This is a genomic window from Streptomyces alfalfae, assembly GCF_004127445.1.
Lineage (GTDB): Bacteria > Actinomycetota > Actinomycetes > Streptomycetales > Streptomycetaceae > Streptomyces > Streptomyces alfalfae.
On the sequence record NZ_QEXM01000027.1, the window covers coordinates 26,324 to 51,762 of the forward strand.

At 71.7% G+C, this 25,439-nt stretch carries 25 protein-coding genes; 16 read left to right on the forward strand and 9 right to left on the reverse strand.

Translation table 11 applies throughout. The features are described 5' to 3' along the window. Nucleotides 1–5: 5 nt before the first annotated feature. Nucleotides 6–1,205, forward strand: a complete 1,200-nt coding sequence (locus tag DCW30_RS12370; RefSeq protein WP_076689016.1) for a sensor histidine kinase — start codon at nucleotides 6–8, stop codon at nucleotides 1,203–1,205. Nucleotides 1,206–1,255: 50 nt separating this feature from the next. Then, a complete protein-coding gene (locus DCW30_RS12375) occupies nucleotides 1,256–1,927 on the forward strand; it encodes a response regulator transcription factor (RefSeq protein WP_062771594.1) in 672 nt (223 codons plus the stop codon). A gap of 49 nt (nucleotides 1,928–1,976) precedes the next feature. Here DCW30_RS12375 and DCW30_RS12380 read toward each other — a convergent pair whose 3' ends face one another. Next, nucleotides 1,977–3,083: a DUF5937 family protein gene (locus tag DCW30_RS12380; RefSeq protein ID WP_062771597.1), complete on the reverse strand. Its 1,107-nt coding sequence runs from the start codon at nucleotides 3,081–3,083 to the stop codon at nucleotides 1,977–1,979. Between the two features lie 285 nt (nucleotides 3,084–3,368). On the opposite strand from DCW30_RS12380, the gene DCW30_RS12385 reads away from it, so the two are divergent. Further along, nucleotides 3,369–3,602 carry a hypothetical protein gene (locus DCW30_RS12385; RefSeq protein ID WP_076685104.1) on the forward strand — a complete coding sequence of 78 codons (234 nt, stop codon included), beginning with the start codon at nucleotides 3,369–3,371 and terminating at the stop codon, nucleotides 3,600–3,602. On the opposite strand, the gene DCW30_RS12390 is transcribed toward DCW30_RS12385, so the two are convergent. Then, a complete protein-coding gene (locus DCW30_RS12390; protein ID WP_079250041.1) occupies nucleotides 3,553–4,806 on the reverse strand; it encodes a threonine aldolase family protein in 1,254 nt (417 codons plus the stop codon). The genes DCW30_RS12385 and DCW30_RS12390 overlap by 50 nt on opposite strands. 148 nt (nucleotides 4,807–4,954) lie before the next feature. Between DCW30_RS12390 and DCW30_RS12395 the strand changes: the two genes are divergently transcribed. The 10 genes from DCW30_RS12395 (at nucleotide 4,955) to DCW30_RS12435 (ending at nucleotide 13,577) form a co-directional block, all read left to right on the forward strand. Next, complete coding sequence (locus tag DCW30_RS12395) at nucleotides 4,955–5,893, forward strand: Rossmann-like and DUF2520 domain-containing protein (RefSeq protein WP_076685103.1); 939 nt, start codon at nucleotides 4,955–4,957, stop codon at nucleotides 5,891–5,893. After that, a complete protein-coding gene (gene panC / locus DCW30_RS12400; protein ID WP_076685102.1) occupies nucleotides 5,890–6,894 on the forward strand; it encodes a pantoate--beta-alanine ligase in 1,005 nt (334 codons plus the stop codon). The genes DCW30_RS12395 and panC overlap by 4 nt, the downstream gene beginning before the upstream one ends. Continuing rightward, on the forward strand, nucleotides 6,891–8,609 hold the full coding sequence (locus tag DCW30_RS12405) for an L-aspartate oxidase (protein ID WP_076685101.1): 1,719 nt from the start codon (nucleotides 6,891–6,893) through the stop codon (nucleotides 8,607–8,609). The genes panC and DCW30_RS12405 overlap by 4 nt, the downstream gene beginning before the upstream one ends. Nucleotides 8,610–8,611: 2 nt before the next feature. Next, nucleotides 8,612–9,601 carry a carboxylating nicotinate-nucleotide diphosphorylase gene (nadC, locus tag DCW30_RS12410; RefSeq protein ID WP_076685100.1) on the forward strand — a complete coding sequence of 330 codons (990 nt, stop codon included), beginning with the start codon at nucleotides 8,612–8,614 and terminating at the stop codon, nucleotides 9,599–9,601. Continuing rightward, entirely contained in the window at nucleotides 9,601–10,407 is an 807-nt protein-coding gene (locus DCW30_RS12415) for a type III pantothenate kinase (protein ID WP_076685099.1), read from the forward strand. Before nadC ends, DCW30_RS12415 begins: the two co-directional genes overlap by 1 nt. A gap of 458 nt (nucleotides 10,408–10,865) precedes the next feature. Further along, nucleotides 10,866–11,504: a hypothetical protein gene (locus DCW30_RS12420; RefSeq protein WP_119271249.1), complete on the forward strand. Its 639-nt coding sequence runs from the start codon at nucleotides 10,866–10,868 to the stop codon at nucleotides 11,502–11,504. A gap of 14 nt (nucleotides 11,505–11,518) precedes the next feature. Then, nucleotides 11,519–11,695, forward strand: coding sequence for a hypothetical protein (locus tag DCW30_RS36665; RefSeq protein ID WP_162933568.1), 177 nt, complete (start codon nucleotides 11,519–11,521; stop codon nucleotides 11,693–11,695). A 246-nt stretch (nucleotides 11,696–11,941) separates the two neighbouring features. Next, nucleotides 11,942–12,460: a BlaI/MecI/CopY family transcriptional regulator gene (locus DCW30_RS12425; RefSeq protein WP_237283554.1), complete on the forward strand. Its 519-nt coding sequence runs from the start codon at nucleotides 11,942–11,944 to the stop codon at nucleotides 12,458–12,460. 9 nt (nucleotides 12,461–12,469) lie between these two features. Continuing rightward, complete coding sequence (locus DCW30_RS12430; protein WP_063802732.1) at nucleotides 12,470–13,012, forward strand: amino-acid N-acetyltransferase; 543 nt, start codon at nucleotides 12,470–12,472, stop codon at nucleotides 13,010–13,012. A gap of 226 nt (nucleotides 13,013–13,238) precedes the next feature. Continuing rightward, a complete protein-coding gene (locus DCW30_RS12435; RefSeq protein WP_062771622.1) occupies nucleotides 13,239–13,577 on the forward strand; it encodes a histone-like nucleoid-structuring protein Lsr2 in 339 nt (112 codons plus the stop codon). Here DCW30_RS12435 and DCW30_RS12440 read toward each other — a convergent pair. After that, the gene (locus DCW30_RS12440; RefSeq protein ID WP_062771625.1) at nucleotides 13,556–14,149 is read right to left on the reverse strand and encodes an SCO3374 family protein; all 594 of its coding nucleotides are present in this window, start codon (nucleotides 14,147–14,149) and stop codon (nucleotides 13,556–13,558) included. The two genes, DCW30_RS12435 and DCW30_RS12440, sit on opposite strands and share 22 nt — an antisense overlap. Nucleotides 14,150–14,589: 440 nt before the next feature. On the opposite strand from DCW30_RS12440, the gene DCW30_RS12450 reads away from it, so the two are divergent. Together DCW30_RS12450 and DCW30_RS12455 are read left to right on the forward strand one after the other, a co-directional pair. Beyond that, nucleotides 14,590–17,118, forward strand: coding sequence for an ATP-dependent Clp protease ATP-binding subunit (locus DCW30_RS12450; protein ID WP_030785664.1), 2,529 nt, complete (start codon nucleotides 14,590–14,592; stop codon nucleotides 17,116–17,118). Nucleotides 17,119–17,730: 612 nt separating this feature from the next. Next, nucleotides 17,731–18,408: a M23 family metallopeptidase gene (locus tag DCW30_RS12455; protein ID WP_062771631.1), complete on the forward strand. Its 678-nt coding sequence runs from the start codon at nucleotides 17,731–17,733 to the stop codon at nucleotides 18,406–18,408. A gap of 43 nt (nucleotides 18,409–18,451) precedes the next feature. Here the strand turns inward: DCW30_RS12455 and DCW30_RS12460 are convergent, their stop codons facing one another. Next, a complete protein-coding gene (locus tag DCW30_RS12460) occupies nucleotides 18,452–19,081 on the reverse strand; it encodes a TetR/AcrR family transcriptional regulator (RefSeq protein WP_129299891.1) in 630 nt (209 codons plus the stop codon). A gap of 145 nt (nucleotides 19,082–19,226) precedes the next feature. On the opposite strand from DCW30_RS12460, the gene DCW30_RS12465 reads away from it, so the two are divergent. Continuing rightward, nucleotides 19,227–20,774: an MDR family MFS transporter gene (locus tag DCW30_RS12465; protein ID WP_076685096.1), complete on the forward strand. Its 1,548-nt coding sequence runs from the start codon at nucleotides 19,227–19,229 to the stop codon at nucleotides 20,772–20,774. Nucleotides 20,775–20,862: 88 nt separating this feature from the next. On the opposite strand, the gene cseC is transcribed toward DCW30_RS12465, so the two are convergent. The 5 genes from cseC to DCW30_RS12490 form a co-directional block, all read right to left on the reverse strand. After that, nucleotides 20,863–22,227: a two-component system sensor histidine kinase CseC gene (gene cseC / locus DCW30_RS12470; RefSeq protein ID WP_076685095.1), complete on the reverse strand. Its 1,365-nt coding sequence runs from the start codon at nucleotides 22,225–22,227 to the stop codon at nucleotides 20,863–20,865. A 61-nt stretch (nucleotides 22,228–22,288) separates the two neighbouring features. Further along, complete coding sequence (cseB, locus tag DCW30_RS12475; RefSeq protein WP_062771643.1) at nucleotides 22,289–23,002, reverse strand: two-component system response regulator CseB; 714 nt, start codon at nucleotides 23,000–23,002, stop codon at nucleotides 22,289–22,291. 64 nt (nucleotides 23,003–23,066) lie between these two features. Further along, on the reverse strand, nucleotides 23,067–23,714 hold the full coding sequence (locus DCW30_RS12480) for a hypothetical protein (protein ID WP_205576601.1): 648 nt from the start codon (nucleotides 23,712–23,714) through the stop codon (nucleotides 23,067–23,069). After that, nucleotides 23,702–24,241: a SigE family RNA polymerase sigma factor gene (locus DCW30_RS12485; protein ID WP_062771649.1), complete on the reverse strand. Its 540-nt coding sequence runs from the start codon at nucleotides 24,239–24,241 to the stop codon at nucleotides 23,702–23,704. The genes DCW30_RS12480 and DCW30_RS12485 overlap by 13 nt, the downstream gene beginning before the upstream one ends. A gap of 208 nt (nucleotides 24,242–24,449) precedes the next feature. Continuing rightward, on the reverse strand, nucleotides 24,450–25,385 hold the full coding sequence (locus DCW30_RS12490) for an HhH-GPD family protein (RefSeq protein ID WP_062771652.1): 936 nt from the start codon (nucleotides 25,383–25,385) through the stop codon (nucleotides 24,450–24,452). Nucleotides 25,386–25,439: the final 54 nt, after the last annotated feature.

Genomic DNA, 25,439 nt, shown 5'->3' on the forward strand with positions numbered 1-25,439 from the left:
GTTACGTGCAGCGCCTCTATGACTTCCTCCGACGACACCCGACCTGGGTGGACGGCTCCTGGGCCGCCCTCCTGCTCGGTATCTCCGGGTTCACTCTGGTGTCCCTGTGGGAGCCCGGAAAGGAACCGGGTGTCATGGCCGTTCCGGTCGTCGTCGGGCTCTCCCTGGTGGTGGCGCTGCGCCGGCGGAAGCCGGAGTGGATGCTGGTGCTCGCCGCGGTCATCGGCTTCCTCCAGCTCGTCTTCGACGTGGAGGAGCTGCCCGCCAACTTCGCGATGTTGGTGATCATCTACACGGCGGCAGCCGACGGGGCGCGGTGGGCCTCGCGGTTCGCGCTGATCGGCGGCCTGTGCGCGGCCCCGCTCGCGATGATGCGCTGGCACACGGGCGAGATGGGTCTCCCCGGCAGCGTCCTCGTCGCGGCGTTCCAGATAGTGCCCTTCGCGCTCGCCTGGGTCCTCGGCGACTCCATCCGCACCCGCCGCGCCTACCTCGCCGAGCTGGAGGAGCGCGCCGACCGTCTGGAGAGGGAGCGCGAGGCGCAGTCCAAGGTCGCGGTGGCGGCCGAGCGGGCGCGCATCGCGCGCGAGCTCCACGACGTGGTCGCGCACAACGTCTCGGTGATGGTGGTCCAGGCCGACGGCGCCGCGTACGTCCTCGACGCCGCGCCCGACCAGGCCAAGAAGGCCCTGGAGACGATCTCGGGCACCGGCCGCCAGGCCCTCGCGGAGATGCGCCGGCTGCTCGGCGTGCTGCGGACCGGGGAGCCCGAGGAGGGCTCCGAGTACGTCCCGCAGCCCGACGTCGAGCAGCTCGACGAGCTGATCGAGCAGGTACGCACGTCCGGTCTCCCCGTGGATTACAAGGTCGAGGGAACGCCGCGCCCGCTGCCCAGCGGCGTCGAGCTCACCGCGTACCGCATCGTCCAGGAGGCGCTGACGAACACGCGCAAGCACGGTGGCGAGAACGCCGGGGCGAGCGTGCGCCTCGTCTACTTCGACGACGGCCTCGGGCTGCTCGTCGAGGACGACGGCAAGGGCGCCCCGCACGAGCTGTACGAGGACGGCGGCGCGGACGGAAGGGGCCACGGCCTGATCGGCATGCGGGAGCGCGTCGGTATGGTCGGCGGGACGCTGGACGCGGGTCCGCGGCCCGGCGGCGGCTTCCGGATCAGCGCCCTGCTGCCCCTGAAGTCCGCACATTGACGTCCACCGATGACACCTGTCAACGACTCGCCCCCCGAAGGGATTCCTTGATGTCGATCCGCGTGATGCTCGTCGACGACCAGGTGCTGCTGCGCACCGGGTTCCGGATGGTGCTCGCCGCCCAGCCGGACATGGAGGTCGTCGCGGAGGCGGGCGACGGGGTCGAGGCCCTCGAAGCGCTGCGGTCGACCGCGGTCGACGTCGTCCTGATGGACGTGCGCATGCCGAAGCTGGACGGCGTGGAGGCGACCCGGCGCATCTGCCAGGGCGACAACCCGCCGAAGGTGCTGATCCTGACCACCTTCGACCTCGACGAGTACGCCTTCTCGGGGCTGAAGGCGGGCGCGTCCGGCTTCATGCTCAAGGACGTGCCCCCGGGGGAGCTGCTGACCGCCATCCGCTCGGTGCACAGCGGTGACGCGGTGGTCGCGCCGTCCACCACGCGGCGCCTGCTCGACCGTTTCGCGCCGATGCTGCCGAACGCCGGCGGGCAGCCGCAGCACAAGGAGCTCGAACGCCTGACGGACCGCGAGCGCGAGGTCATGATCCTCGTCGCGCAGGGCCTGTCGAACGGCGAGATCGCGGCGCGGCTCGTCCTCTCGGAGGCGACCGTGAAGACCCATGTCGGCCGCATCCTGACCAAGCTGGGCCTGCGGGACCGGGTCCAGGTCGTCGTGCTCGCCTACGAGACGGGCCTCGTGCGGGCCGGGGGCGGCGGCTGAGGTCGACGGCTTCGGGGGAGCGCCCGGACCGCTCCGGGTCCGGCGGGGCCTAGCGCAGGACGCCCTCGATGAAGTCGCTGCCGAGGCGGGAGACCACGCTGATGTCGAGCTGGTGCTGCACATAGCGCCCGCGGCGGCGCGTGGTGATCAGCTCGGCCTTCTTCAGGACCGTCAGGTGCCGGGATATCTCCGGGGCGGTCATGCCGTGCGCGTCGGCCAGCTCGCCCGTGGTGTACGACCCGCGCGCCAGGTGGCGGCAGAGCCGCATCCGCACCGGGTGCGCGAGCGCGGCCATGCGGCGGGTCAGCTGCTCCACGGTGGGCGGGGCCGCGAGGCCGGGCGCGCTCACGGGATACGTGATCAACGCCTGCCAGCCCTTGCGGTGCAGCACCATGAGGTGCGGCCAGCCGAGGCTGGTCGGCATCAGCACCAGGCCGCCGTGGCCGGTGGCCGTGTGTCCGTCGGTGATCTTGTCGATGGTGATGCGCCGGACGCTCTCGTCCAGGGAGACCACTCCGGAGATCGACTTCAGCGCCTCGCCGAGGCCCTTGCGCCGCAGCAGCTCGGTCTTGTGCCGGGCGTCCGCGGCGAGCTGATGGCTCAGGCGGGCCCAGGTGTCGGCGAAGAACGCCTCGTCGCAGTCCTGGAGCAGCCCGCGCAGCCAGGTGCGGACGGCGGGCGGGTCGTCGAGCAGCCGCCGGGTGAACCGCACTTGGTGGGGGCCGCGGGCGGCAGCCAGGTCGAGCGCGCGCTGCTGCACGGCGGGGTCGGCCAGGATGTTGCGGTCCGGCTCCCCGTTCGTCGACTGGCAGGTGAACTCCAGGGCGGCGTCCACGAACTGCTCGTCGGTCAGCCGGTCGAGCTGGTCCAGTTCCTCGGCGAGCGTTTCGCCGGGCAGGGCGTTCCGTCCGGGGAGTCCGGCGAAAGGCGCGAACACGTCGGAGAACGTCGAGCGCCACAGGAAGTCGGCCTCGCACATGCGGTCCGCCAGGCACGGGTCCAGGCGCGCGGAGACGGCCGTGGCCCACCCCTGGAGCCCCGGGTGATGGCCCGGTTCGGACAGCGCGTGCAGCGCCATGCCGAGCTCGTTCAGGGGTGAGGGCACGACGTGGATCCGGTCCGGGGTCAGCCCGGTGATGTCGATGCGCACGCTCATGGCCCCATGGTGCACCGCGCCACTGACAGCGCCGCCGTCGATTGACGAGCGTCGTCAATCGACGCGACGGAGATGGCGCCGCGGGAGCAGTGTGGAGTCATCGAAAGGCACGGCAGCGCCGCCGTAGCCGAATGACCGGCACCGCGTCCGGTCCCCTTCTTCCCCCCACCGACCGGCACGGCACTTCCGCCCTGCCGGCCCTCCCTGACCGTGTGCGGCCCTCCCCGGACCTCCTCAGCCCGCCGATGCCCGTTAAGTACCCTTTGCCATGAGAGGTAGTACGTCATGAGCGTCATCCAGCAGCACCTGCTCGACACCTACCGCGCCGCCCAGCACGGCGGGCCGAGGCCGCCCGCGCCGGGGCGGCACGACTGGCAGGTCGTCCGCGAGATCCGCGACCACGGCCGCTTCCGGGCCGTCATCGAGGAACGTCCCGCCCGCGGTCGCGTCCGCTCCGCGCTGAGCGGGCTCATCCGCGGCGCGTTCCGTCGGCGGGGATCCGTCGCACGAACTCCGTGACCGCTTCCTTGACGTCGTCGGCCGTCCACGCCAGGCCCTCCTCGGTCACGGTGACCTCCGTGACCGAGAGGCCGGGCGGCCCGTCGGGGAACCACCGCCCGAAGAGGTGGGTCTTCGTCTCCTCGGCCTGTTCGAGGGAGGCCTCGCTCAGGACGCCGGGCTCGTACGGCAGCCAGACCTGGAACTGGTGCGTGTGCGGGCGCTCGGGGTGCACGCGCGCCCACGGCACCCCGGCGGCGGCGAACCCCTCGCGCAGCGCGTCGGCCACCACGCGCGCGTGGGCGACGTAGCCGGGCAGCCGAGGCAGCACGCGCCGCAGGCCGAGCAGGGCCGAGACGGCGGCGGGGAACTGCTGGAAGAGCTGGCCTCCGTAGCGGTGGCGCCAGACCTTCGCCTCCTCGATCAGCGTGCGCGGCCCCACGAGCGCGGCTCCGCTCAGCCCTTCGAGGGACTTGTAGAACGACACGTACACGGTGTCCGCGAGGTCCGCGATCTCCGCAAGGGGCCGCCCGAAGTGGGTGGGGCACTCCCACAGGCGGGCGCCGTCGAAGTGGACGACCGCGTCCCGCTCGCGCGCCGCCGCCACCACCGCTTCCAGCTCCTCCCACGCCGGGAGCACGAAACCGGCGTCCCTGAGCGGCAGTTCCAGCATCAGCGTCCCGAAGGGCTCGGGAAAGTCCCGTACCTCGTCGGCCGTGGGCAGGCGCCGCTCGGTCGTCGGCCACACGGTGCGCAGACCGCTGACCGCACCCAGGGCGCCCCCCTCGTGGAGCTCGGGATGCGCCAGGGGGTGCAGTGCCACGGTCGCGTTCCCCGTACGGCCCGCCCAGCAGCGCAGGGCGACCTGCTGGGCCATGGTGCCCGTCGGGAAGAAGGCGGCGGCCTCCTTGCCGAGCAGGCGCGCGACCTCGTCCTCCAGGGTGGCGACGACGCCGTTCCCGTAGAGGTCCACCGGTTCCCGCGGGCCGACGGCTTCGGGGGCTGCGGCGGCGAGCGCGGAGAAGCGTTCCAGGAGCGGGACGTGCAGGGGGGAGCGGTCCAGCGTGCGGGTGGCGCCCCGGGCCGCCGCCATGCGCCTCGCCTGCGCGTCCGGCTCGCCACCGGTGGCGTCCGGCGCGTCTCCGACGGCCTCCGGTTCGTCGCCGGTGGCGGAGGGGCCGGCGGGGGACTGGAGGGACGCTTCTGTCGCGCCGTGCGAAGTCATGCCCAGAGCATGACCTGCCCGGCCGGTACCGGTCACACTAATAACCACAGCCTGTGGACAGCGGGAAGACGTGGCACCGGCCAATCGCGTTAGCATGACGAGAAATCGTCCGGTACCCCGAGCGGACTGGAACGGAAGGCGTCATCGCGTGAACGCATCGCATCAGCCGGACCCGCGGGACCGCCCCGCGAGGCTCACCGTCGGAGTCGTGGGAGCGGGCCGCGTCGGCCCCGCGCTCGCCGCGTCGCTGCAGCTTGCCGGGCACCGCCCGGTCGCCGCCTCCGGGGTGTCCGACGCCTCGGTGCGGCGGGCCGCCGCCCTGCTGCCCGACGTCCCCCTCGTCCCGCCCGCCGAGGTCCTCGACCGCGCCGACCTGGTGCTCCTGACCGTCCCCGACGACACCCTGCCCGGCCTGGTCGAGGGGCTCGCCGAGACCGGGGCGATCCGCCAGGGCCAGCTCCTCGTCCACACGTCGGGGCGGTACGGCACGAAGGTCCTCGAACCGGCGCTGCGGGCCGGCGCACTGCCGCTGGCCCTGCACCCCGCCATGACGTTCACGGGGACCCCCGTCGACGTGCAGCGCCTGGCCGGCTGCTCTTTCGGCGTGACCGCGCCCGAGGAGCTGCGGCTGGCCGCCGAGGCGCTGGTCATCGAGATGGGCGGCGAGCCCGAGTGGATCGCCGAGGAGAGCCGCCCGCTCTACCACGCGGCGCTCGCTCTCGGCGCGAACCACCTGGTCACGCTGGTGGCCGAGGCCATGGACCTGCTGCGCGACGCCGGCGTCACGGCCCCCGACCGCATGCTCGGCCCCCTGCTCGGCGCCGCCCTGGACAACGCGCTGCGGTCGGGCGACGCCGCGCTCACCGGACCCGTCGCGCGCGGCGACGCGGGCACGGTCGCCGCCCATGTCGCCGAGTTGCGCAGGCACGCCCCGCAGACCGTCGCCGGGTACATCGCGATGGCCCGCGCCACCGCCGACCGCGCCCTCGCCCACGGCCTGCTCAAGCCGGAGCTCGCCGAGGACCTCCTCGGAGTGCTCGCCGACGGCGCCGGCACGACGGGCGGCGCCGGAGGGGAAGCGCGATGACCACCACCCTGGCGCACACCGCCGAGCCGCTGCGCACACGCGCGCGTGCGGGCCGCAGAGCCGTCGTCATGACGATGGGCGCCCTGCACGAAGGCCACGCCTCGCTGATCCGCGCCGCCCGCCGCCTCGCGGGGCCCGACGGCGAGGTCGTCGTCACCGTCTTCGTGAACCCCCTGCAGTTCGGCGCGGGCGAGGACCTGGACCGCTATCCGCGCACCCTGGACGCCGACGTGAAGATCGCCGAACAGGCGGGCGCGGACACCGTGTTCGCCCCCGGCGTCGACGAGGTCTACCCGGGCGGCGAGCCGCAGGTCCGGGTGAGCGCGGGCCCCATGGGCACCGTCCTCGAAGGGGCCGCGCGCCCCGGCCACTTCGACGGCATGCTCACCGTCGTCGCCAAGCTGCTGCACCTCACCCGGCCCGACGTGGCGCTGTTCGGCCAGAAGGACGCCCAGCAGCTCGCCCTCATCCGCCGCATGGCACGCGACCTGAACTTCGACGTGGAGATCGTCGGCGTCCCCACCGTGCGCGAGGACGACGGCCTGGCCCTCTCCAGCCGCAACCGCTACCTCGCGCCGGACGAGCGGCGCACCGCCCTCGCCCTCTCCCGGGCCCTCTTCGCGGGCCGCGACCGGCACGCCGCCCAGGAGGCCCTGCGCGCGCGTGCCGCGAGCGCCCCCGCCTCGCGCGCGCGTGCCGACGCGCTGAACGCCATGGGCGAGTCCCGCGCGGCGGCCGACGCCCACGCCGTTGCGGAGTCCGCCGCCCCCTCGGCCTCCGGCGGCCCCGCGGCCGTCGTCGCGGCGGCCCGCCTCGTCCTGGACGACGCCGCGCGCCTGCGGCCCCCGCTGGAGCTGGACTACGTGGCGCTGGTCGACCCCGCCGACTTCGGCGAGGTCCGTCCGGGCCACACCGGCGAGGCCATCCTCGCCGTCGCCGCCAAGGTCGGCACGGTGCGGCTGATCGACAACATCCCGCTCACCTTCGGAGACGCCGTATGACTGCCACCGGAATACGGCTGCACGCGCCCGCCCCCGGCTGGTCCCTCGACGCCGACATCGTGGTCGTCGGCTCCGGCGTGGCCGGCCTCACCGCCGCCCTGCGGTGCGAGGCGGCGGGCCTGAAGACCGTCGTGGTCACCAAGGCCCGCCTCGACGACGGCTCCACCCGCTGGGCCCAGGGCGGCATCGCCGCGGCCCTCGGCGAGGGCGACACCCCCGAGCAGCACCTGGACGACACCCTCGTCGCCGGAGTGGGCCTCTGCGACGAGGAGGCCGTCCGGATCCTCGTCACCGAGGGCCCGGACGCCGTACGCAGGCTGATCGAGACCGGCGCCCACTTCGACACGGGCCCCGAGGGCGTCATCGAGCTGACCCGCGAGGGCGGCCACCACCGCCGCCGCATCGCGCACGCGGGCGGCGACGCCACCGGCGCGGAGATCTCCCGGGCCCTGGTCGAGGCCGTCCGCGCGCGGGGCATACCCACCGTGGAGAACGCCCTGGTCCTCGACCTGCTCACGGACGCCGACGGCCGCACGGCGGGCGTCTCCCTGCACGTCATGGGGGAGGGCCAGCACGACGGCGTGGGCGCCGTCCACGCCCCCGCCGTGGTCCTCGCGACCGGCGGCATGGGCCAGGTCTTCTCGGCGACCACCAACCCCTCGGTGTCCACCGGCGACGGCGTCGCGCTCGCCCTGCGCGCGGGCGCCGAGGTCTCCGACCTGGAGTTCGTGCAGTTCCACCCCACGGTGCTCTTCCTCGGCGTCGACGCGGAGGGCCAGCAGCCGCTGGTGTCCGAGGCGGTCAGGGGCGAGGGCGCGCACCTGGTGGACGCCGACGGCGTGCGCTTCATGGTCGGCCGGCACGAGCTGGCCGAGCTGGCGCCCCGCGACATCGTCGCCAAGGGCATCACGCGCCGTATGCAGGAGCACGGCGCCGACCACATGTACCTCGACGGCAGGCACTTCGGCGCCGACATGTGGGAGAACCGCTTCCCGACGATCCTCGCCGCCTGCCGCGCCCACGGCATCGACCCGGTCACCGAGCCCATCCCGGTCGCCCCCGCCGCGCACTACGCCTCCGGCGGCGTCCGCACGGACCCGCACGGCCGCACCACCGTCCCCGGGCTCTACGCCTGCGGCGAGGTCGCCTGCACCGGCGTGCACGGCGCCAACCGCCTGGCCTCGAACTCCCTGCTCGAAGGCCTGGTCTACGCCGAGCGCATCGCCGCCGACATCACGGCGCGGCACGCGGCGGGCGACCTCCACGCGGGCGTGCCCGCACCCGTGGCGCAGCCGGAGACCCCGACGCACCCCCTGCTGCCGCCCGAGGCCCGCTTCGCCATCCAGCGCGTCATGACCGAGGGCGCCGGAGTGCTGCGTTCCGCCGACTCCCTCAGCGAGGCCGCCGCCCGCCTGGCGCGCATCCACGCCGAGGCCGCGGGAGCCCTCGCCGACGACGGCAAGACCGCCGAGCCCGGCGTCGACACCTGGGAGACGACCAACCTCCTGTGCGTGGCCCGCGTCCTGGTCGCCGCCGCCCTGCGCCGCGAGGAGACCCGCGGCTGCCACTGGCGCGAGGACCACGCCGACCGCGACGACGCCGCCTGGCGGCGCCACATCGTCGTACGCCTGAATCCGGACCGCACCCTGGCCGCCCACACCACGCAGACGTACGACTTCCCTCCGACGACCCGCCCCACTCCCCAGGAGCAGTGACCGTGAGCACCCCCGACGACCTCCCCCTCGCCCCGACCGGCGGCGGCTGCGGCGATGCCTGCGGCTGCGGCGGGGACGACGCGTTCGACCCCCTGGAGTGCGGCCTCGACCCCGCTCTCGCACGGCTCCTCGCCGAGGCGGGCCTCGACCCGCTCCAGGTCGAGGACATCGCGCACATGGCCATCGAGGAGGACCTGGCGGGCGGCGTGGACGTCACCACGGTCGCCACCATCCCCGAGGACGCCGTCGCCACCGCGGACTTCGTCGCCCGCGAGGCGGGAACCGTGGCCGGCCTGCGGGTCGCCGAGGCGGTCGTCTCCGTCGTCTGCGAGGACGAGTTCGAGGTGGAGCGCCACGTGGAGGACGGCGACAGGGTGGAGGCGGGCGACAAGCTCCTGTCGGTCACCACCCGCACCCGCGACCTGCTCACCGCCGAGCGCAGCGCGCTGAACATCCTGTGCCGCCTCTCCGGCATCGCGTCCGCCACGCGCGCGTGGGCGGACGCCCTGGACGGCACGAAGGCGAAGGTCCGCGACACCCGCAAGACGACGCCCGGCTACCGCGCCCTGGAGAAGTACGCGGTCCGCATGGGCGGCGGCGTCAACCACCGCATGTCGCTCTCCGACGCGGCCCTGGTCAAGGACAACCACGTGGTCGCGGCGGGCGGCGTCGCGGAGGCCTTCAAGGCCGTGCGCGAGCAGTTCCCCGAGGTGCCGATCGAGGTCGAGGTCGACACGCTCCACCAGCTGCGCGAGGTCGTCGACGCGGGCGCCGACCTGATCCTCCTGGACAACTTCACGCCGGGCGAGACGGCGGAGGCCGTCGCGATCGTGGCCGGCCGCGCCTTCCTCGAATCCTCGGGCCGCCTCACCCTGGAGAACGCCCGCGCGTACGCCGAGACGGGCGTCGACCACCTCGCGGTGGGGGCCCTCACCCACTCCTCCCCGATCCTGGACATCGGCCTCGACCTGCGGGAAGCGGTGCGCGACTGATGCTGCTCACGATCGACGTCGGCAACACCCACACCGTCCTCGGCCTCTTCGACGGCGAGGACATCGTCGAGCACTGGCGCATCTCCACGGACGCGCGGCGCACGGCGGACGAACTGGCGGTGCTGCTCCACGGCCTGATGGGCATGCACCCGCTGCTCGGCGACGAGCTGGGCGACGGCATCGACGGCATCGCCATCTGCTCCACCGTCCCCTCGGTCCTGCACGAGCTGCGCGAGGTCACCCGCCGGTACTACGGAGACGTCCCCGCCGTCCTCGTCGAACCCGGCATCAAGACCGGCGTCCCGATCCTCATGGACAACCCCAAGGAGGTCGGCGCCGACCGCATCATCAACGCGGTCGCGGCGGTCGAGCTCTACGGAGGCCCCGCGATCGTCGTCGACTTCGGCACCGCGACGACCTTCGACGCGGTGTCCGCACGCGGGGAGTACGCGGGTGGCGTCATCGCCCCCGGCATCGAGATCTCCGTGGAGGCGCTCGGCGTACGGGGCGCGCAGCTCCGCAAGATCGAGCTGGCCCGCCCCCGCAGCGTCATCGGCAAGAACACGGTGGAGGCCATGCAGGCGGGCATCCTGTACGGCTTCGCCGGCCAGGTCGACGGCGTCGTCAACCGCATGGCACGCGAGCTCGTCGGCGCGGGCGGCGACCCCGACGACGTCACGGTGATCGCCACGGGTGGCCTCGCCCCCATGGTGCTCGGCGAGGCCTCGGTCATCGACGAACACGAGCCCTGGCTCACGCTGATCGGCCTCCGCCTGGTCTACGCCCGAAACACCCCCCACCTATAACTGGCCCCTGGGCCTCCGCGTCCCCACCGGCGGTTCCCTCCCTCGCCCCTGCTCCGCGCTCGCACCAACCAAAGCCGCCGCTCCGCGGCGGATCTCTCTCCCCCGCCCACTTGTTCCTCCGCGGCGGACGAGGCGAGGTAGGGGCCCGGCCTCCCCCCCGGTATCCGCGGACGCGCTCCGGCCGGAGGGGACGTGGGGGTGTGTGCGAGCACAGCACAGGGATTCCGCGTGACCCCGCCCATTCGGCCGAACGCCCGGGCAAAGATGGCGAGCACGCACATACCCCCGCGGCCCCGCCCCACAACGAACAAGCCGGCAAGGGCCCGAGAAGGGCCCGAAAAGGCGTCCCAAACGCCCCCGTCACCCCCCGCCGCGCCGCTGAAATGGCGTTAAGCCGATTTTGTCCGACTTGCGCTTATCGTCAACTCATGCCCACGCCCTACGGTTCCCGCGGCGGTATGGCCTTCAGCGCGGAGGAGCTGCGTGTGCTCCGTCGTGCCCTGGCTCTCGCCCTGCATCCACGCCCCGCCTCCGACGAGGACATCCAGGACTGCCTCCGCCTCGCCGAATCGGTCGACGAGGCCCTGAGCGAGGGCGCCAGACTGCGCGCCTTCCTGGTGGCGGACCTCGCCCGCTACCGGGCGGGACTACCCGGCACCGCCTCCGGCTACCTGGCGCTCCTCGCCGACGTCCTCGGCACCGGCTACCGGCCGGGCCCCGACGACCTCGCCGCGCTCCGCGCCCTGCGCGGCAACGCCACGGCCGCCGCCCTGCTCGACCGCTGCCGCACCCTCACCGAGGAAGCCGTACGCGCCCGCCTCGCGGGCCGGACCGTACCGGCGGCGCCGGAGCGCCCCGTCGTCCCCGCGTCCCGCTCCCACCTGCTCGCCCTGCCCGGCGGCCGCACCGCGGCGGACGACGGGGCCGCGCCCGCCCCCGCGCCGGCCGGACGCCCGCAGGCCCCCGCCCCGGAGCCGGCCCGCCCGGTCCCGACCCCCGCGGAGGTCTTCCCGCCGAAGCGACGCCCGGCGGCGCCCGGGACGCCCACGACACCCGCGGCACCCGCGGGCCCCCCGCACCAGCGCGTCGCGGGCTAGCTACTCTGGAGGGCATGGACTACGTTTCCGCGCTCGTGCCCCCCGTAGTGATGGCCGTGTTCTTCGGCGGTCTCATCGTGACGATCGTGAAGACCCAGGGCGGCGCCAACAAGGCCAAGGAAGACGCGGCCGCGGACGCGCTCAGCCACGCGGAGGCGGCCCGCCGCGCCCCGGAGGCCGGCGGCGCCTGAGCGGGGCCGGGGCCCCACGACCGGACCCCGCCACAGCCTCATCGCGACCCCGCCACCCCAAGAGCGCGCCCCCGCCACCCCGAGAGCGGGACCTCGCCACACCAAGAGGGCGTACGACTCGACACCTTTCGAGCCGTACGCCCTTTTTGTCACGTAAATACGCTTCGCGCCGATAGTGCCGATAGTGACGTCTCCCACTATTGTTCTACTGTGCCTCGTCCCTTGGGAGAACTCGAAGACGCCGTCATGACACGGGTGTGGAAGTGGAACCGCCCCGTGACCGTTCGAGAAGTCCTGGAAGACCTTCAGCAGGAACGGTCCATCGCGTACACGACCGTCATGACCGTTTTGGACAATCTCCATCAGAAGGGCTGGGTGCGCCGCGAAGCGGAAGGCCGCGCCTATCGATATGAGGCGGTCTCCACACGCGCCGCCTATGCCGCCGCACTGATGAACGAAGCCTGGTCGCGGAGCGACAACCCGGCCGCCGCGCTCGTCGCCTTCTTCGGCATGATGTCGGCGGAACAGCGCGAAGCGCTCAGCGACGCGATGCGTATCGTGCAAGGACCGGTCACCCAAGGACAGCCCGCCCAAGGACCGGAGAACCTCACCGGACCGGCGAACCCCGGCAGGTCTGAGAACCTCACCCCACCGGAGAACCCCGCCAGGTCTGAGAACCCCGGGGGACCGGAGAACTCCGGCGGCCCTGAGAACCCCCGCGGCCCCGAGAACCCCGGCGACGCCGAGCACCGCGCAGAACGATAGCGTCCGCTCATGGCAGCAGAGGGACCCGAACTCAGCGAACGCAAGTCAAAAGCGGTCTCCGTCCGCAGGGCGCGAACCTCCGATGTGCCGGCCGTGCGCGGGCTCCTCGACTCGTACGTCCGCGAGCGCATCCTCCTGGACAAAGCGACCGTGACGCTTTACGAGGACATCCAGGAGTTCTGGGTGGCGGAACGCGACGACAACGCCGAGTTGGTCGGCTGCGGCGCACTGCACGTGATGTGGGAAGACCTCGCGGAAGTCCGTACGCTCGCGGTGAATCCCGAGGTCAGGGGCTCCGGAGTAGGGCACCAGCTGTTGGGGAAGTTGCTGCAGACCGCCCGTTGGCTCGGCGTGCGCAAGGTTTTCTGTCTCACCTTCGAAGTCGACTTCTTCGGCAAGCACGGCTTCGTGGAGATCGGCGAGACTCCGGTCGACGGAGATGTCTACAGCGAGCTCCTGCGTTCCTATGACGAGGGCGTCGCGGAGTTCCTCGGTCTCGAACGAGTGAAACCGAACACCTTGGGCAACAGCCGGATGCTTCTGCATCTGTGATCGTCTCGGTCGTATTCCGTGACCGCCTCCTGCCCCGGTGGCCTATGTCCGAAACGCGCATGTTTCCGGGCTTCTCGGGGCTGCGGATCTCTCCCAGGGGTTTGTGTTTTTCCGGCAAAAGCGGTTTGCTTTCCGACGTACTGCAGTACTGCATATAACAGGGGCCGCGAATCGGCGGCGCACGTCGTGCGGTCCGGCCTTGAAGTTATCGATGAAAGGAAATCCGGTGGCACAGAAGGTTCAGGTCCTTCTTGTCGATGACCTCGACGGCGGCGAGGCGGACGAGACCGTGACGTTCGCGCTGGACGGCAAGTCCTACGAGATCGACCTCACCACGGCGAACGCGGACAAGCTCCGTGGCGCCCTCGAGGACTTCGTCAAGGCCGGCCGGCGTACCGGCGGCCGCGGCTCCGGCGGGCGCGGCAAGACGCGCGCGGCGGCGTCGAGCGGCGGCCAGGACACCGCGGCGATCCGCGCCTGGGCGAAGGAGAACGGTTTCGAGGTCAACGACCGCGGCCGCGTTCCCGCGTCCATCCGCGAGGCTTACGAGAAGGCCAACGGCTGACGGCTGCGACGCCGCAGCCGGACGCGGTGGCACTGGGTCGCCGCCGTGTCCACGAGTCGTACGAGATCGGAGCCCGCGGCGGGGTCGCTGTGGTGCACCGTCCCACCCCTCCCCGCGGCGGGCAGGGACAGCGGCGCCGGCAGCGTCGGCTCCACCTCGCACCCGGGCTCCGGGGGCCGCAGCCAGACAGCGGCCCCCCGCGGACCGGGCCACCCCGGAGGCGTGGGCGCCTCGATCAGGCCGCCCGCCCCGACAGCGGTGAGGCCGAGGGGGATGTCCCCCCACTCCAGCCAGTCGAGCAGTCCCGGCAGCTCGTCGGCGCCACCCGCGCCGATCAGCAGCAGCATCGTTTCTCCGCGCAGCGCCACCGGAGCCCTCGGCCCGAGATGGCGCAGCGCCGCGAACCCCGCCTCGGCGGGCAGTTCCAGTACGTCGAAGCGCAGACCCGTCACCAGACGCGCCTGACCGGGTCCGGGGCCGGGGGCGGTCGCCCAGCCGAGCTCGTTCTCGTACCACTGCCGCACCGGGTCGCTCTCGACCGTCCTGCGGGGCTGAGGAACTGTGGGGGCCATGTCCCGGCAACAGCCGAAACGGTTCCGGGGTTACGCACGGTGGCCGATTGGGTGCGGCATGTGTCCGAAAATGGGGCGCGCGGGCGTGTTCGGCAGCGCAAGGCTGTTCGCCCGTAGCTGAGGGAACCGGGGCGCGCCGCATGGACTGTCAGTCGTAACGGGTAAGACATCCCTAGTGGGGAGGGGCGACACGCGGCTCCGGCGGTTCTCCGTTCGCCATCGGCGTAGTGATGGTGGGGGTAACTGTCTGGCCTGCGGGAACATCGTCTCGCACCATCGGGTTGGAGCAGATGTCGGCGTTCGGGGTCAGGAGAACCTCCGAGATGGGGTCCGGGTGTCGGCAGATGGAATGAGCGGTCCCCGCTTGCGGGACTAAGCTGCGGAAGGACAGGGAGGGGACCGACCCCTTACTGCCTGACCGCTCTGAGGAGCGATTAACGATGTTCGAGAGGTTCACCGACCGCGCGCGGCGGGTTGTCGTCCTGGCTCAGGAAGAAGCCCGGATGCTCAACCACAACTACATCGGCACCGAGCACATCCTCCTGGGCTTGATCCACGAGGGCGAGGGTGTCGCCGCTAAGGCCCTGGAGAGCCTCGGGATTTCGCTCGAGGCGGTCCGCCAGCAGGTGGAGGAGATCATCGGACAGGGCCAGCAGGCTCCGTCCGGGCACATCCCCTTCACCCCCCGTGCCAAGAAGGTCCTGGAGCTCTCGCTCCGCGAGGCCCTTCAGCTGGGCCACAACTACATCGGCACGGAGCACATCCTGCTCGGCCTGATCCGCGAGGGCGAGGGCGTCGCCGCCCAGGTCCTGGTCAAGCTGGGCGCCGATCTCAACCGGGTGCGGCAGCAGGTCATCCAGCTGCTCTCCGGCTACCAGGGCAAGGAGACCGCCACCGCCGGCGGTCCTGCCGAGGGCACGCCCTCCACGTCCCTGGTGCTCGACCAGTTCGGCCGGAACCTCACCCAGGCCGCCCGTGAGTCCAAGCTCGACCCGGTCATCGGGCGCGAGAAGGAGATCGAGCGGGTCATGCAGGTGCTGTCCCGCCGCACCAAGAACAACCCGGTGCTCATCGGCGAGCCCGGCGTCGGCAAGACCGCCGTCGTCGAGGGCCTGGCCCAGGCCATCGTCAAGGGCGAGGTGCCCGAGACCCTCAAGGACAAGCACCTCTACACCCTCGACCTGGGCGCGCTGGTCGCCGGCTCCCGGTACCGCGGTGACTTCGAGGAGCGCCTGAAGAAGGTCCTCAAGGAGATCCGCACCCGCGGCGACATCATCCTGTTCATCGACGAGCTGCACACGCTCGTGGGTGCGGGCGCCGCCGAGGGCGCCATCGACGCCGCTTCGATCCTGAAGCCGATGCTGGCCCGCGGTGAGCTGCAGACCATCGGTGCGACCACGCTCGACGAGTACCGCAAGCACCTGGAGAAGGACGCGGCCCTGGAGCGCCGCTTCCAGCCCATCCAGGTCGCGGAGCCGTCGCTGCCGCACACCATCGAGATCCTCAAGGGTCTGCGCGACCGCTATGAGGCCCACCACCGCGTCTCCATCACCGACGAGGCCCTCGTCCAGGCGGCGACGCTGGCGGACCGCTACATCTCGGACCGCTTCCTCCCCGACAAGGCGATCGACCTGATCGACGAGGCGGGCTCCCGGATGCGCATCCGCCGGATGACCGCGCCGCCGGACCTCCGCGAGTTCGACGAGAAGATCGCGGGCGTGCGCCGCGACAAGGAGTCGGCCATCGACTCCCAGGACTTCGAGAAGGCGGCCTCTCTCCGCGACAAGGAGAAGCAGCTGCTGGCGGCGAAGGCCAAGCGCGAGAAGGAGTGGAAGGCCGGCGACATGGACGTCGTCGCCGAGGTCGACGGCGAGCTGATCGCCGAGGTCCTCGCGACCGCCACCGGCATTCCGGTCTTCAAGCTGACGGAGGAGGAGTCCTCCCGTCTGCTGCGCATGGAGGACGAGCTCCACAAGCGCGTCATCGGCCAGAAGGACGCCGTCAAGGCGCTCTCGAAGGCGATCCGGCGTACGCGTGCGGGTCTGAAGGACCCGAAGCGTCCGGGTGGTTCGTTCATCTTCGCGGGCCCGTCCGGTGTCGGTAAGACCGAGCTGTCCAAGGCGCTCGCCGAATTCCTGTTCGGTGACGAGGACGCGCTGATCTCCCTCGACATGTCGGAGTTCAGCGAGAAGCACACGGTCTCGCGTCTGTTCGGTTCGCCCCCCGGTTACGTGGGTTACGAAGAGGGCGGCCAGCTGACCGAGAAGGTCCGCCGCAAGCCGTTCTCGGTCGTCCTTTTCGACGAGGTCGAGAAGGCCCACCCGGACATCTTCAATTCGCTCCTGCAGATCCTGGAGGACGGTCGTCTGACCGACTCCCAGGGCCGGGTCGTCGACTTCAAGAACACGGTCATCATCATGACGACCAACCTCGGCACCCGTGACATCTCGAAGGGCTTCAACCTCGGCTTCGCGGCCCAGGGCGACACGAAGTCCAACTACGAGCGGATGAAGAACAAGGTCAGCGACGAGCTGAAGCAGCACTTCCGCCCGGAGTTCCTGAACCGCGTGGACGACGTCGTCGTCTTCCCGCAGCTCAGCCAGGACGACATCCTCCAGATCGTCGACCTGATGATCACCAAGGTGGACGAGCGCCTGAAGGACCGGGACATGGGCCTGGAGCTCTCCCAGTCCGCGAAGGAACTGCTCGCGAAGAAGGGCTACGACCCGGTGCTCGGCGCGCGTCCGCTGCGGCGCACGATCCAGCGCGAGGTCGAGGACACCCTCTCCGAGAAGATCCTCTTCGGCGAGCTGCGTCCCGGCCACATCGTGGTCGTCGACACGGAGGGCGAGGGCGAGACCAAGACCTTCACCTTCCGCGGCGAGGAGAAGGCGGCACTGCCCGACGTGCCGCCGATCGAGTCCGCCGCCGGTGGCGGCGCGGGCCCGAACCTGAGCAAGGAGGCGTAGCCACCGGTGGGCCCCGCCCTTCGGGCAGGCCCGCCTCCGGCACGCCGCACAGGGGCTGCCCCGGACCGTTCCCACGGTCCGGGGCAGAGCCCCTCTTTCGCGCCCTCACGGCCTTTCCGCGCGCCCGCGAGCAGGTCCACGAGGGCCCGAGGCAGTAGCGGGCGTCACAATCCCGGCCGGGTGGATCTTGCCGTCCGGTGACATGACGCACAGGGGTTTTGTCCGTTACTACGCGGAATAGTGGGTACGGCGCGGGTGGCGTCCGGGACCTTCGGCCCGCAACCTCCAGGCCCTTCGGCGCGTCCGGCGGGACGCCGCGCCGGACGCCCCGCACGGGCCCCCGGCCCCCCTCCGACGTGCAAGGGAACCCGACGACGCCGGAAAAGCACCGGAAAGCTGACGTGGGGGAATTGTCTGGATTTGAGGGCGTCAAGAGGTTGAAATGATGACGGCCTGCTACGGCTTTCGGTAGTAGATGGGCCCTTTGTGCGGTGGTCGGAGCACGGGTTACCAAGGGATGGCCGACACGGCGATGCGTGAAACGCGGGACTCACCCGCTCCCGCGTTTCCGGGTCGCATGCCCCCTCAGTCAAAGCTCCGGAGGACATCCCTATGTCACAGCGCACCAAGTCCCACCAGGCCCGCCCGTCGATGCTCCGTACGAAGGTGGCCGTCATCGCCGCGGGCGTCGGGGCCTCGGCGGTCCTGGGGGCCGGGGTCTCGGTCGCTGCGGACAGCGCCAAGGCCGGCGGCGCCCTGCCCGGCGTCTCGGCGAACCCGCTCCGCGCCCAGGCCGACGCCCAGGCCAAGGCCGCCGACAAGGCGCAGAAGGACGCGGCCAAGAAGGCCGCGGACGCCAAGAAGGCCGCCGCCTCCTGGGTCCACCCGGTCGAGCGCTATACGCTCTCCGCCACCTTCGGACTCGGCGGCAACATGTGGTCCCACAAGCACTCGGGCCAGGACTTCGCCGTCCCGGTCGGCACCAACGTGGGCGCCGCGCACGCCGGCACCGTCGTCAAGGCGGGCCCGAACGGCGGCGGCGACGGTCCCGCGTACGGCAACGCCGTCGTGATCAAGCACGACGACGGCACGTACTCGCAGTACGCGCACCTCTCGCGGATCGACGTCCGCGTGGGCCAGAACGTCAACACCGGCCAGCACATCGCCCTCTCGGGCAACACCGGCAACTCCAGCGGTCCTCACCTGCACTTCGAGATCCGCAAGACGGCGAACTACGGCTCGGCGATCGACCCGGTCGCGTTCCTCGGCTCGGTGGGCCTGAAGCTCTGACGTGAGGCTCTGACCCCCGGCTCCGGGCCTCGGGCCCGGGCGCTCAGCCGCCCGAGCCCGAGCCCGGTTCCGAAGCCGGTCCCGCGCCCGTGTGGGCCTGCGTGATCAGATCGACGGCGACCTCCAGGATGGCCTCGCGCTTCTCCTCGGGGTCGCCTTCGACGTCCTTGAGCGCGAACATCCCGCCGTGCATGGTGAACAGCGCGCTGAAGCAGCGCACCTGGTCGCGCATGGCGGCCCCGGGGTCCTTGAGGATCTCGAAGAGCCCGATCATGCGGCTCTTGAAGGACTCGCCGATCTGCAGGTCGCGCACCGTGGCCTGGTTCTCCTGCATGAAGCGGAAGAGCGGCGACGCCTCGACGAGGATCTCGCTGTAGCGGCTCAGGACCTCCTTCCTGGTCTCCAGGGAGGGCGGCTGCGGCTGCCGGCGGCCCCACTCGATCAGCTCGTCGATGGGCCTGGTGCGGTCCTCGAAGAGGCTGTTGAGGATGTCCTCCTTGGTCTTGAAGTGGTAGTAGAGCGCCGCCTTCGTGACCTCGAGACGCTCCGAGATCTCCCGCAGCGACGTCTTCTCGTACCCCTGCTCGGCGAAGAGTTCGAGGGCGACGTCCTGGATGCGCTCGCGGGTGTTCCCGCGGCGTCGCTGCCTGCCTGTACCCGTGTCCGTGCCCATCGGGATGCTCCTCGACTCTGCTGAACTTACTTGACGCCCGGCTAGTTAGGGGTCTAGCTTCCCCAGTGTAATCAACTAGCCGGGCGGCAAGTAAGGCGTCCGGCCCCGGGCGGCGTTCCCGGGGGACCGCGGGGAGTGGGGAGACATGGCGGACACGATCACGGCGAAAGCCGTACCGGACGAGAAGGGGGCCGAGCCGGAGCCGCGCAGCGTGCGCGTCGTGCTGCTGGCCCTGATGATCACGATGCTGCTCGCGATGCTCGACAACATGATCGTGAGCCCGGCGATGCCGACCATCGTCGGCGACCTCGGCGGCCTCGCCCACCTGTCGTGGGTCGTGACCGCCTACACCCTGGCCACCGCCGCCTCCACGCCCATCTGGGGCAAGCTCGGCGACATGTACGGACGCAAGGGCGTCTTCCTCACCGCGATAGTGATCTTCCTGCTGGGCTCCGTGCTCAGCGGCATGGCGCAGGACATGAACCAGCTCATCGCGTTCCGCGCGATCCAGGGCCTCGGCGCGGGCGGCCTGATGGTCGGCGTCATGGCGATCATCGGCGACCTGGTGCCGCCGCGGGACCGCGGCAAGTACATGGGCATGATGAGCGGCGTCATGGCGGTCGCGATGATCGGCGGCCCGCTGGCCGGCGGCACCATCACCGACCACCTCGGCTGGCGCTGGGCCTTCTACATCAACCTGCCGCTCGGCGCGGTCGCCCTCGCCATGGTGACCGCCGTCCTGCACCTGCCGAAGAAGAAGGCGCAGGGACGCATTGACTACCTGGGCGCGGCCCTGCTGACCGTCGGCATCAGCGCGCTCGTGCTCGTCACCACCTGGGGCGGCTCCGAGTACGCCTGGGGCTCGGCCATGATCATGGAGCTCGTCGCGATCGGCGTCGTGGCCCTGATCGGCTTCGTCCTCGTGCAGAAGAAGGCCGCCGAGCCGATCATGCCGCTGCACATCTTCCGCAGCCGCAACTTCTCGCTGATGGCCGTGGTCGGTTTCATCACCGGCTTCGTGATGTTCGGCGCGATGCTCTTCCTGCCGCTCTACCAGCAGTCGGTGCAGGGCGCTTCGGCGACCAACTCGGGGCTGCTGCTCCTGCCGATGCTGCTGTCGATGATGGTCGTCTCGATGGTCGCGGGCCGGTACACCACGGCCACCGGCAAGTACAGGATCCTCCCGGTCGTCGGCACCGTCCTGCTGGTCGGCGGCTTCTTCCTGCTGGCCCAGATGGACACGGAGACGTCCCGCCTCACGTCGGGCCTCTACATGGCCGTGGTCGGCGCGGGCATGGGCTTCCTGATGCAGACCACGATGCTGGTCGCGCAGAACAGCGTGGACATGAGGGACATGGGCGTCGCCTCGTCCTCGGCCACGCTCTTCCGCACGCTCGGCTCGTCGTTCGGCGTGGCGATCATGGGCGCGCTCTTCAACGGCCGGGTCCAGGACGTGATGGCCGAGCGCGCCGGGTCGGTCGGCGGCGAGGTCACCGAGCAGTCGGCGCAGTTGACCGCGGACAGTCTGGCGAAGCTGCCGGAGCCGGTGCGCGACGCGTACCAGTACGCGGTCTCCTCGGGCACGCACTCCGCGTTCCTCCTGGGCGCGGCGATCGGTCTGGCGGCGCTGCTGGCGGCCCTCTTCGTCAAGGACGTCCCGCTGCGCGGCTCGACGCCGCCGGTGGCTGAGTAAGGGCGCGTCGCAGAAAAGTCCCGCCGGAATCCCCGCAAAGGGGGCGTTCCGGCGGGACTTTTCCGCACTCGGCGATACGCCCCAGCGGCTACTTGATGTCCGCGAGGTTCAGCATCGGATAGCTGCCCGTGTTCGTCGGGGCGTGTTCCGGGAGCCAGAGGACCGCTACCGCGCCTTCCGCCGGTTCGTCGGGGGGCGCGCCCGCCGGGCGTACGTTGCGGAACGTGAGGCGGGCGCCCAGGACGCGCGCCTGGCCCGCGGCGATCGTCAGGCCCAGGCCGTGGCCGTGGCCCGCGCGGTCGGTGCTGCCGGTGCGGAAGCGGCTCGGGCCCTCGGCCAGCAGGGCTTCGGGGAAGCCGGGGCCGTGGTCGCGCACCCGGATCACGCGGCCCTCGACGCTCACCTCGATCGGCGGCTTGCCGTGCTTGGCCGCGTTGGCGACGAGGTTGCCGAGGATGCGCTCCAGGCGGCGCGGGTCGGTGGTCACCTCGGACTCGTGCACCACCGTCACCGACACGTCCGTGGTCAGCGCCGCCATGCGCCGGCTCACGAACTCGCCGAGGGTGATGTCCTGCAGTTCGGCGCGTTCCGCCGCCGAGTCGAGGCGGGCCACTTCGAGGACGTCCTCGACCAGCGTGCGCATGGCCTGCGCACGGTCCTTGACCAGCTCGCTCGGCCGGCCGGGGGGCAGCAGTTCGGCCGCGGTGAGCAGGCCGGTCACCGGGGTGCGCAGCTCGTGCGCGATGTCCGCGGTCACCCGGCGCTCGGCCTCCAGGCGCTGCTTGAGGGCGTCGGCCATGGCGTCGACCGCGCTCGCCAGGTCGTCGGTCTCGTCCCGCACCACGCCGCCGATGGCGTCACGGACGCTGACGTCCGTCTGGCCCTGGGCGACGTCGCTCGCCGCCGTCGCCGCCTTGCGCAGGCGTCGCGAGAGCTGCCCGCCGATCAGCACGCCGAGCGCGCAGCCGCCGAAGACGACCGTGATCGAGCCGATGAGCAGGGCCTGGTCGAGGTCCTTCATGACCGTGGCGCTGCGGTCGGTGAAGCGCGAGTGCAGCGAAAGGACGTGCCCGTCGGCCAGCGGCACGGCGGCCCAGATGTCCGGCACGCCGCCCGGCTTGTCCTCGACGAACGTGGCGCGGCGGCCCGTGAGGACCTTCTGCCGCAGTTCGGCGGGGAGCGCGGGGTCGTCGACCTTCGTGCCGAACTGGAGGGTCTGCCGCTGGGAGGCGGAGTAGAGGCGCAGGGCGAACTGGATGCGCTCGTCCTGCACGTCGCGCGCGTTGTCGAGCATCGAGACGCGCGCCGCGTTGTGCACGACGAGGCTGAGGACCACCGCGACCAGCGCGCCGACCAGCGCGATGGCCGCGCTGATCTTCCAGCGCACGCCGGTGCGCAGGCCGGCGGGCAGCGCCGTGCGGAACCGCCGGCCCGCCCCGGGCGCCCCGTTCATATGTGTCCCCCGAGTCCGCGTCCCGCGTCGGTCCGCCGTGCGTCGTCGATCACGCGGCCGCTCACGCCTTGAGCTTGTAGCCGAAGCCGCGCACCGTCTCGATGCGGTCCTGGCCGACCTTGGTACGCAGCCGCTGCACGTGGACGTCGACGACGCGGGTGTCGCCGCCCCAGCCGTAGTCCCAGACCCGTTCGAGGAGCTTGTCGCGGGAGAGGACCGTGCCGGGCGCGGAGGAGAATTCCAGGAGGAGGCGCATCTCGGTCGGCGTGAGGCCGACGGGGGCGCCGGCCCTGCGCACCTCCATGCCCTCCGTGTCGATCTCCAGGTCGCCGAAGTGCAGCACGCCCCCGTCGGCCGCCGAGCCCGCGTCGGCCGCGCCGCCCGAGGAGCCGGAGCCGCTCGCGTGGCCGAAGCGGCGCAGGACCGCGCGGATACGGGCGACCAGGACGGCCCCGTCGAACGGCTTGGTCACGTAGTCGTCGGCGCCCGCTTCCAGGCCCAGCACGACGTCGATCGAGTCGGCGCGCGCCGACAGCATGATCACCGGGACGGTCGACTCGTCGCGGATGCGGCGGCAGAGCGAGACGCCGTCGAGGCCCGGCACCATCACGTCGAGCAGCGCGATGTCAGGACGGTCGGCGCGGAACGCCTCGAGGCCCGAGAGGCCGTCGGGCATGGCGGTCACCGCGAAGCCGTCGCGCTCCAGGGCGAGCTGGGTGGCCTCGCGGATGACGTCGTCGTCCTCGACGAACAGGACATGGGTCTGCTCTGCCATCGGATGCTCTCAGTCCTTCTCGGTGCGTGTCATGCGTCTCGTACGTAGTGTCGACCCGGGTCGGTCAGTCGGCGGACGGTGGGGTCGGCTCGGCGCCCACCGCGCCGCTGAAGTCGCTGCGCGTGCGCTCCGACTCGCTGAAGTGGTTCGACGCCCAGCGGTACGTGATCACTTCCTCGCCGGAGGGGTAGGCCACCGCGTCACCCTTTTCGTAGAGCTGCTTCGTCACGACGAGGTCGCCCCGGTCGATCTCGGCGTAGACGGACGCGGGCTCCTCGGCCTTGAACACGTTCTCGTACCCGCCGCCTTGCGCGCGGTACACGTAACTGCCGATACCGACGGCATCCGCGCAGGTCAGGACGTTCACGACGACATCGGAGGCCGAACCTCCGGTCAGATTCCCGTACGAGACGTCGACCGGGTAGGTCTCCCCCGCGCACGGCTTGAGGTCCCGTTTGACGGCCGGGCTGACCTTTGGGTCGTCCTTGACGAGCCGCACCGCGTCGATCTTCTTCTTCGGCAGGCCGGTCGAGGCGGAGGGGGTCGGCGACGACGACACCACGGGATCGCTGTGGGCCGGGCCCTCGTCCCGTGCGCCGGAGCCGCCCGTCGAGCAGGCGGCGAGGGAAAAAAGGCCGACGGCGGCGAGCACGGTCACCGCCGTGCTCGCCGCCTTCACACTTCTCTTGGCCCCAGGGCCTAGGCCGCGCAACGCTCCCGCTCCCCACGTTCGAGCGCGCGGGCGTCCAGGTCGCGGCTCTCCAGCTCCTGACGGAGCCGCGCCAGCGCCCGGTGCAGCGTGCTCTTGACCGTTCCGGCCGACATGCCGAGTGCGGCAGCCGTCTCTTCTGTGGACATCTGCTCCCAGTGTCGCAGCACGACCACGCTGCGCTGCTTGGGAGCCAGCACCTTCATGATGTCCATCAGCAGCGCGCGGTCCGCGTGCTGGTCGGTCGAGTCTTCCACGCTCGCGTCGGGCAGCTGCTCGGTGGGCACCTCTTCGAGCTTGCGCGCCCGCCACCACTCCGTACGCGTATTGATCATGACGCGGCGCAGATAGGCGTCCGCGAGCCGCTTGTCGGCTATGCCCTCCCAGCGGCCGTACGTCCGTACGAGCGCGGTCTGGAGGAGGTCCTGGGCGTCCACGGGGTCCGGGACCAGGCGCCGGGCACTGCGCAGCAGGGCATCCTGCCGAGTGCGGACGTACTCTTCGAACTCGAGCACCTCGCCGTGCGCCATCTCAAACCGCCTCCGTTCCGTTCCCATGGACGACCGCTGTCCTTGCTTCGCGGTACGGATATGAAGGTACGGAGGCGTTGTCACGAGGTTGTGCGGACGAGCCAGCGGCGGACGCACGGCTGTGCGTAGGTTGTGTAACAGACGTAGGAGCGGCGTAAGGACCTGCGTTTCCGAGGGCGGCGGCGTCCGCCACCCCCAGGTTCAGAACTCAGGTCAGCGGCAGCCGGTACAGGCCGCCCCGCAGCGGCTCGACGAGGCCGTCGGCGACCAGGCCGTCCAGCGCGCGGGCCCGCTGCACCGGCTCGTCCCATACCCGGTCGAGCGTGGCCTGCGGCACGGGCGCCACGGCCTCGCGGAGCACGGCGAGCAGCTTGCCCCGCACCTGGCGGTCCGTCCCCGCGTACGTCTGGCCGCGGCGGGCCGGGCCCTCGTGCGCGGGCTTGCCCGCCGCGAGCCACGCGCACTGCGCGGCGATCGGGCAGCGCTCACAGGCCTCGTTCCGCGCGGTGCAGACCAGGGCGCCGAGCTCCATCGAGGCGGCGGCCCAGCGGGAGGCGGTGTGCTCCTCCTCGGGCAGCAGGGCGCGGGCGAGCTTGCGCTCGGCGGCCGTGGTGGCGTTCGGCGGGTACTGCACGCCGGTCACGGCGCGCGCGAAGACGCGGCGCACGTTCGTGTCGAGCACGGCGTGCCGCTGCCCGTACGCGAACGAGGCCACGGCGGCGGCCGTGTACTCCCCGATGCCGGGCAGGGCCAGCAACTGGGCGTGCTCCGTGGGGACGTCGCCGCCGTGCCGCTCCGTTATGGCGACGGCCGCGCCGTGCAGCCGCAGGGCGCGGCGCGGGTAGCCGAGCCGCCCCCAGGCGCGGACGGCCTCGCCCGGCGCCTCCTTGGCGAGGTCGGCGGGGCGGGGCCAGCGGGCGAGCCACTGCTCGTACACCGGCAGGACCCGGCTGACCGGCGTCTGCTGGAGCATGAACTCGCTGACCATCACGCCCCAGGGGCCGGCGTCCTCGCGCCGCCACGGCAGATCACGGGCGTGCGCGTCGAACCATGCGATGACGGGACGGTGCAGGGCGTCGCCCGCGGACCCGGGGGCGTCCCCGGGGCTCGGGCTGTGCGGCAAGGGCTTCGCGGGAGCAGTCATGGCACCAACGATCCTGCCACGGCGCCGGCGGTTTTCGTCTTATCCGGGTGTCGT

What these genes read in the sequence shown, in the direction of transcription:
- DCW30_RS12375 (WP_062771594.1), top strand. Translation starts at nt 1,256, where the DNA reads ATGTCGATCCGCGTGATGCTCGTCGACGACCAGGTGCTGCTGCGCACC.
- DCW30_RS12380 (WP_062771597.1), bottom strand. Translation starts at nt 3,083, where the DNA reads ATGAGCGTGCGCATCGACATCACCGGGCTGACCCCGGACCGGATCCAC.
- DCW30_RS12385 (WP_076685104.1), top strand. Translation starts at nt 3,369, where the DNA reads ATGAGCGTCATCCAGCAGCACCTGCTCGACACCTACCGCGCCGCCCAG.
- DCW30_RS12390 (WP_079250041.1), bottom strand. Translation starts at nt 4,806, where the DNA reads ATGACTTCGCACGGCGCGACAGAAGCGTCCCTCCAGTCCCCCGCCGGC.
- panC (WP_076685102.1), top strand. Translation starts at nt 5,890, where the DNA reads ATGACCACCACCCTGGCGCACACCGCCGAGCCGCTGCGCACACGCGCG.
- DCW30_RS12405 (WP_076685101.1), top strand. Translation starts at nt 6,891, where the DNA reads ATGACTGCCACCGGAATACGGCTGCACGCGCCCGCCCCCGGCTGGTCC.
- DCW30_RS12415 (WP_076685099.1), top strand. Translation starts at nt 9,601, where the DNA reads ATGCTGCTCACGATCGACGTCGGCAACACCCACACCGTCCTCGGCCTC.
- DCW30_RS12420 (WP_119271249.1), top strand. Translation starts at nt 10,866, where the DNA reads ATGGCCTTCAGCGCGGAGGAGCTGCGTGTGCTCCGTCGTGCCCTGGCT.
- DCW30_RS36665 (WP_162933568.1), top strand. Translation starts at nt 11,519, where the DNA reads ATGGACTACGTTTCCGCGCTCGTGCCCCCCGTAGTGATGGCCGTGTTC.
- DCW30_RS12425 (WP_237283554.1), top strand. Translation starts at nt 11,942, where the DNA reads ATGACACGGGTGTGGAAGTGGAACCGCCCCGTGACCGTTCGAGAAGTC.
- DCW30_RS12430 (WP_063802732.1), top strand. Translation starts at nt 12,470, where the DNA reads ATGGCAGCAGAGGGACCCGAACTCAGCGAACGCAAGTCAAAAGCGGTC.
- DCW30_RS12440 (WP_062771625.1), bottom strand. Translation starts at nt 14,149, where the DNA reads ATGGCCCCCACAGTTCCTCAGCCCCGCAGGACGGTCGAGAGCGACCCG.
- DCW30_RS12450 (WP_030785664.1), top strand. Translation starts at nt 14,590, where the DNA reads ATGTTCGAGAGGTTCACCGACCGCGCGCGGCGGGTTGTCGTCCTGGCT.
- DCW30_RS12455 (WP_062771631.1), top strand. Translation starts at nt 17,731, where the DNA reads ATGTCACAGCGCACCAAGTCCCACCAGGCCCGCCCGTCGATGCTCCGT.
- DCW30_RS12460 (WP_129299891.1), bottom strand. Translation starts at nt 19,081, where the DNA reads ATGGGCACGGACACGGGTACAGGCAGGCAGCGACGCCGCGGGAACACC.
- DCW30_RS12465 (WP_076685096.1), top strand. Translation starts at nt 19,227, where the DNA reads ATGGCGGACACGATCACGGCGAAAGCCGTACCGGACGAGAAGGGGGCC.
- cseC (WP_076685095.1), bottom strand. Translation starts at nt 22,227, where the DNA reads ATGAACGGGGCGCCCGGGGCGGGCCGGCGGTTCCGCACGGCGCTGCCC.
- cseB (WP_062771643.1), bottom strand. Translation starts at nt 23,002, where the DNA reads ATGGCAGAGCAGACCCATGTCCTGTTCGTCGAGGACGACGACGTCATC.
- DCW30_RS12485 (WP_062771649.1), bottom strand. Translation starts at nt 24,241, where the DNA reads ATGGCGCACGGCGAGGTGCTCGAGTTCGAAGAGTACGTCCGCACTCGG.
- DCW30_RS12490 (WP_062771652.1), bottom strand. Translation starts at nt 25,385, where the DNA reads ATGACTGCTCCCGCGAAGCCCTTGCCGCACAGCCCGAGCCCCGGGGAC.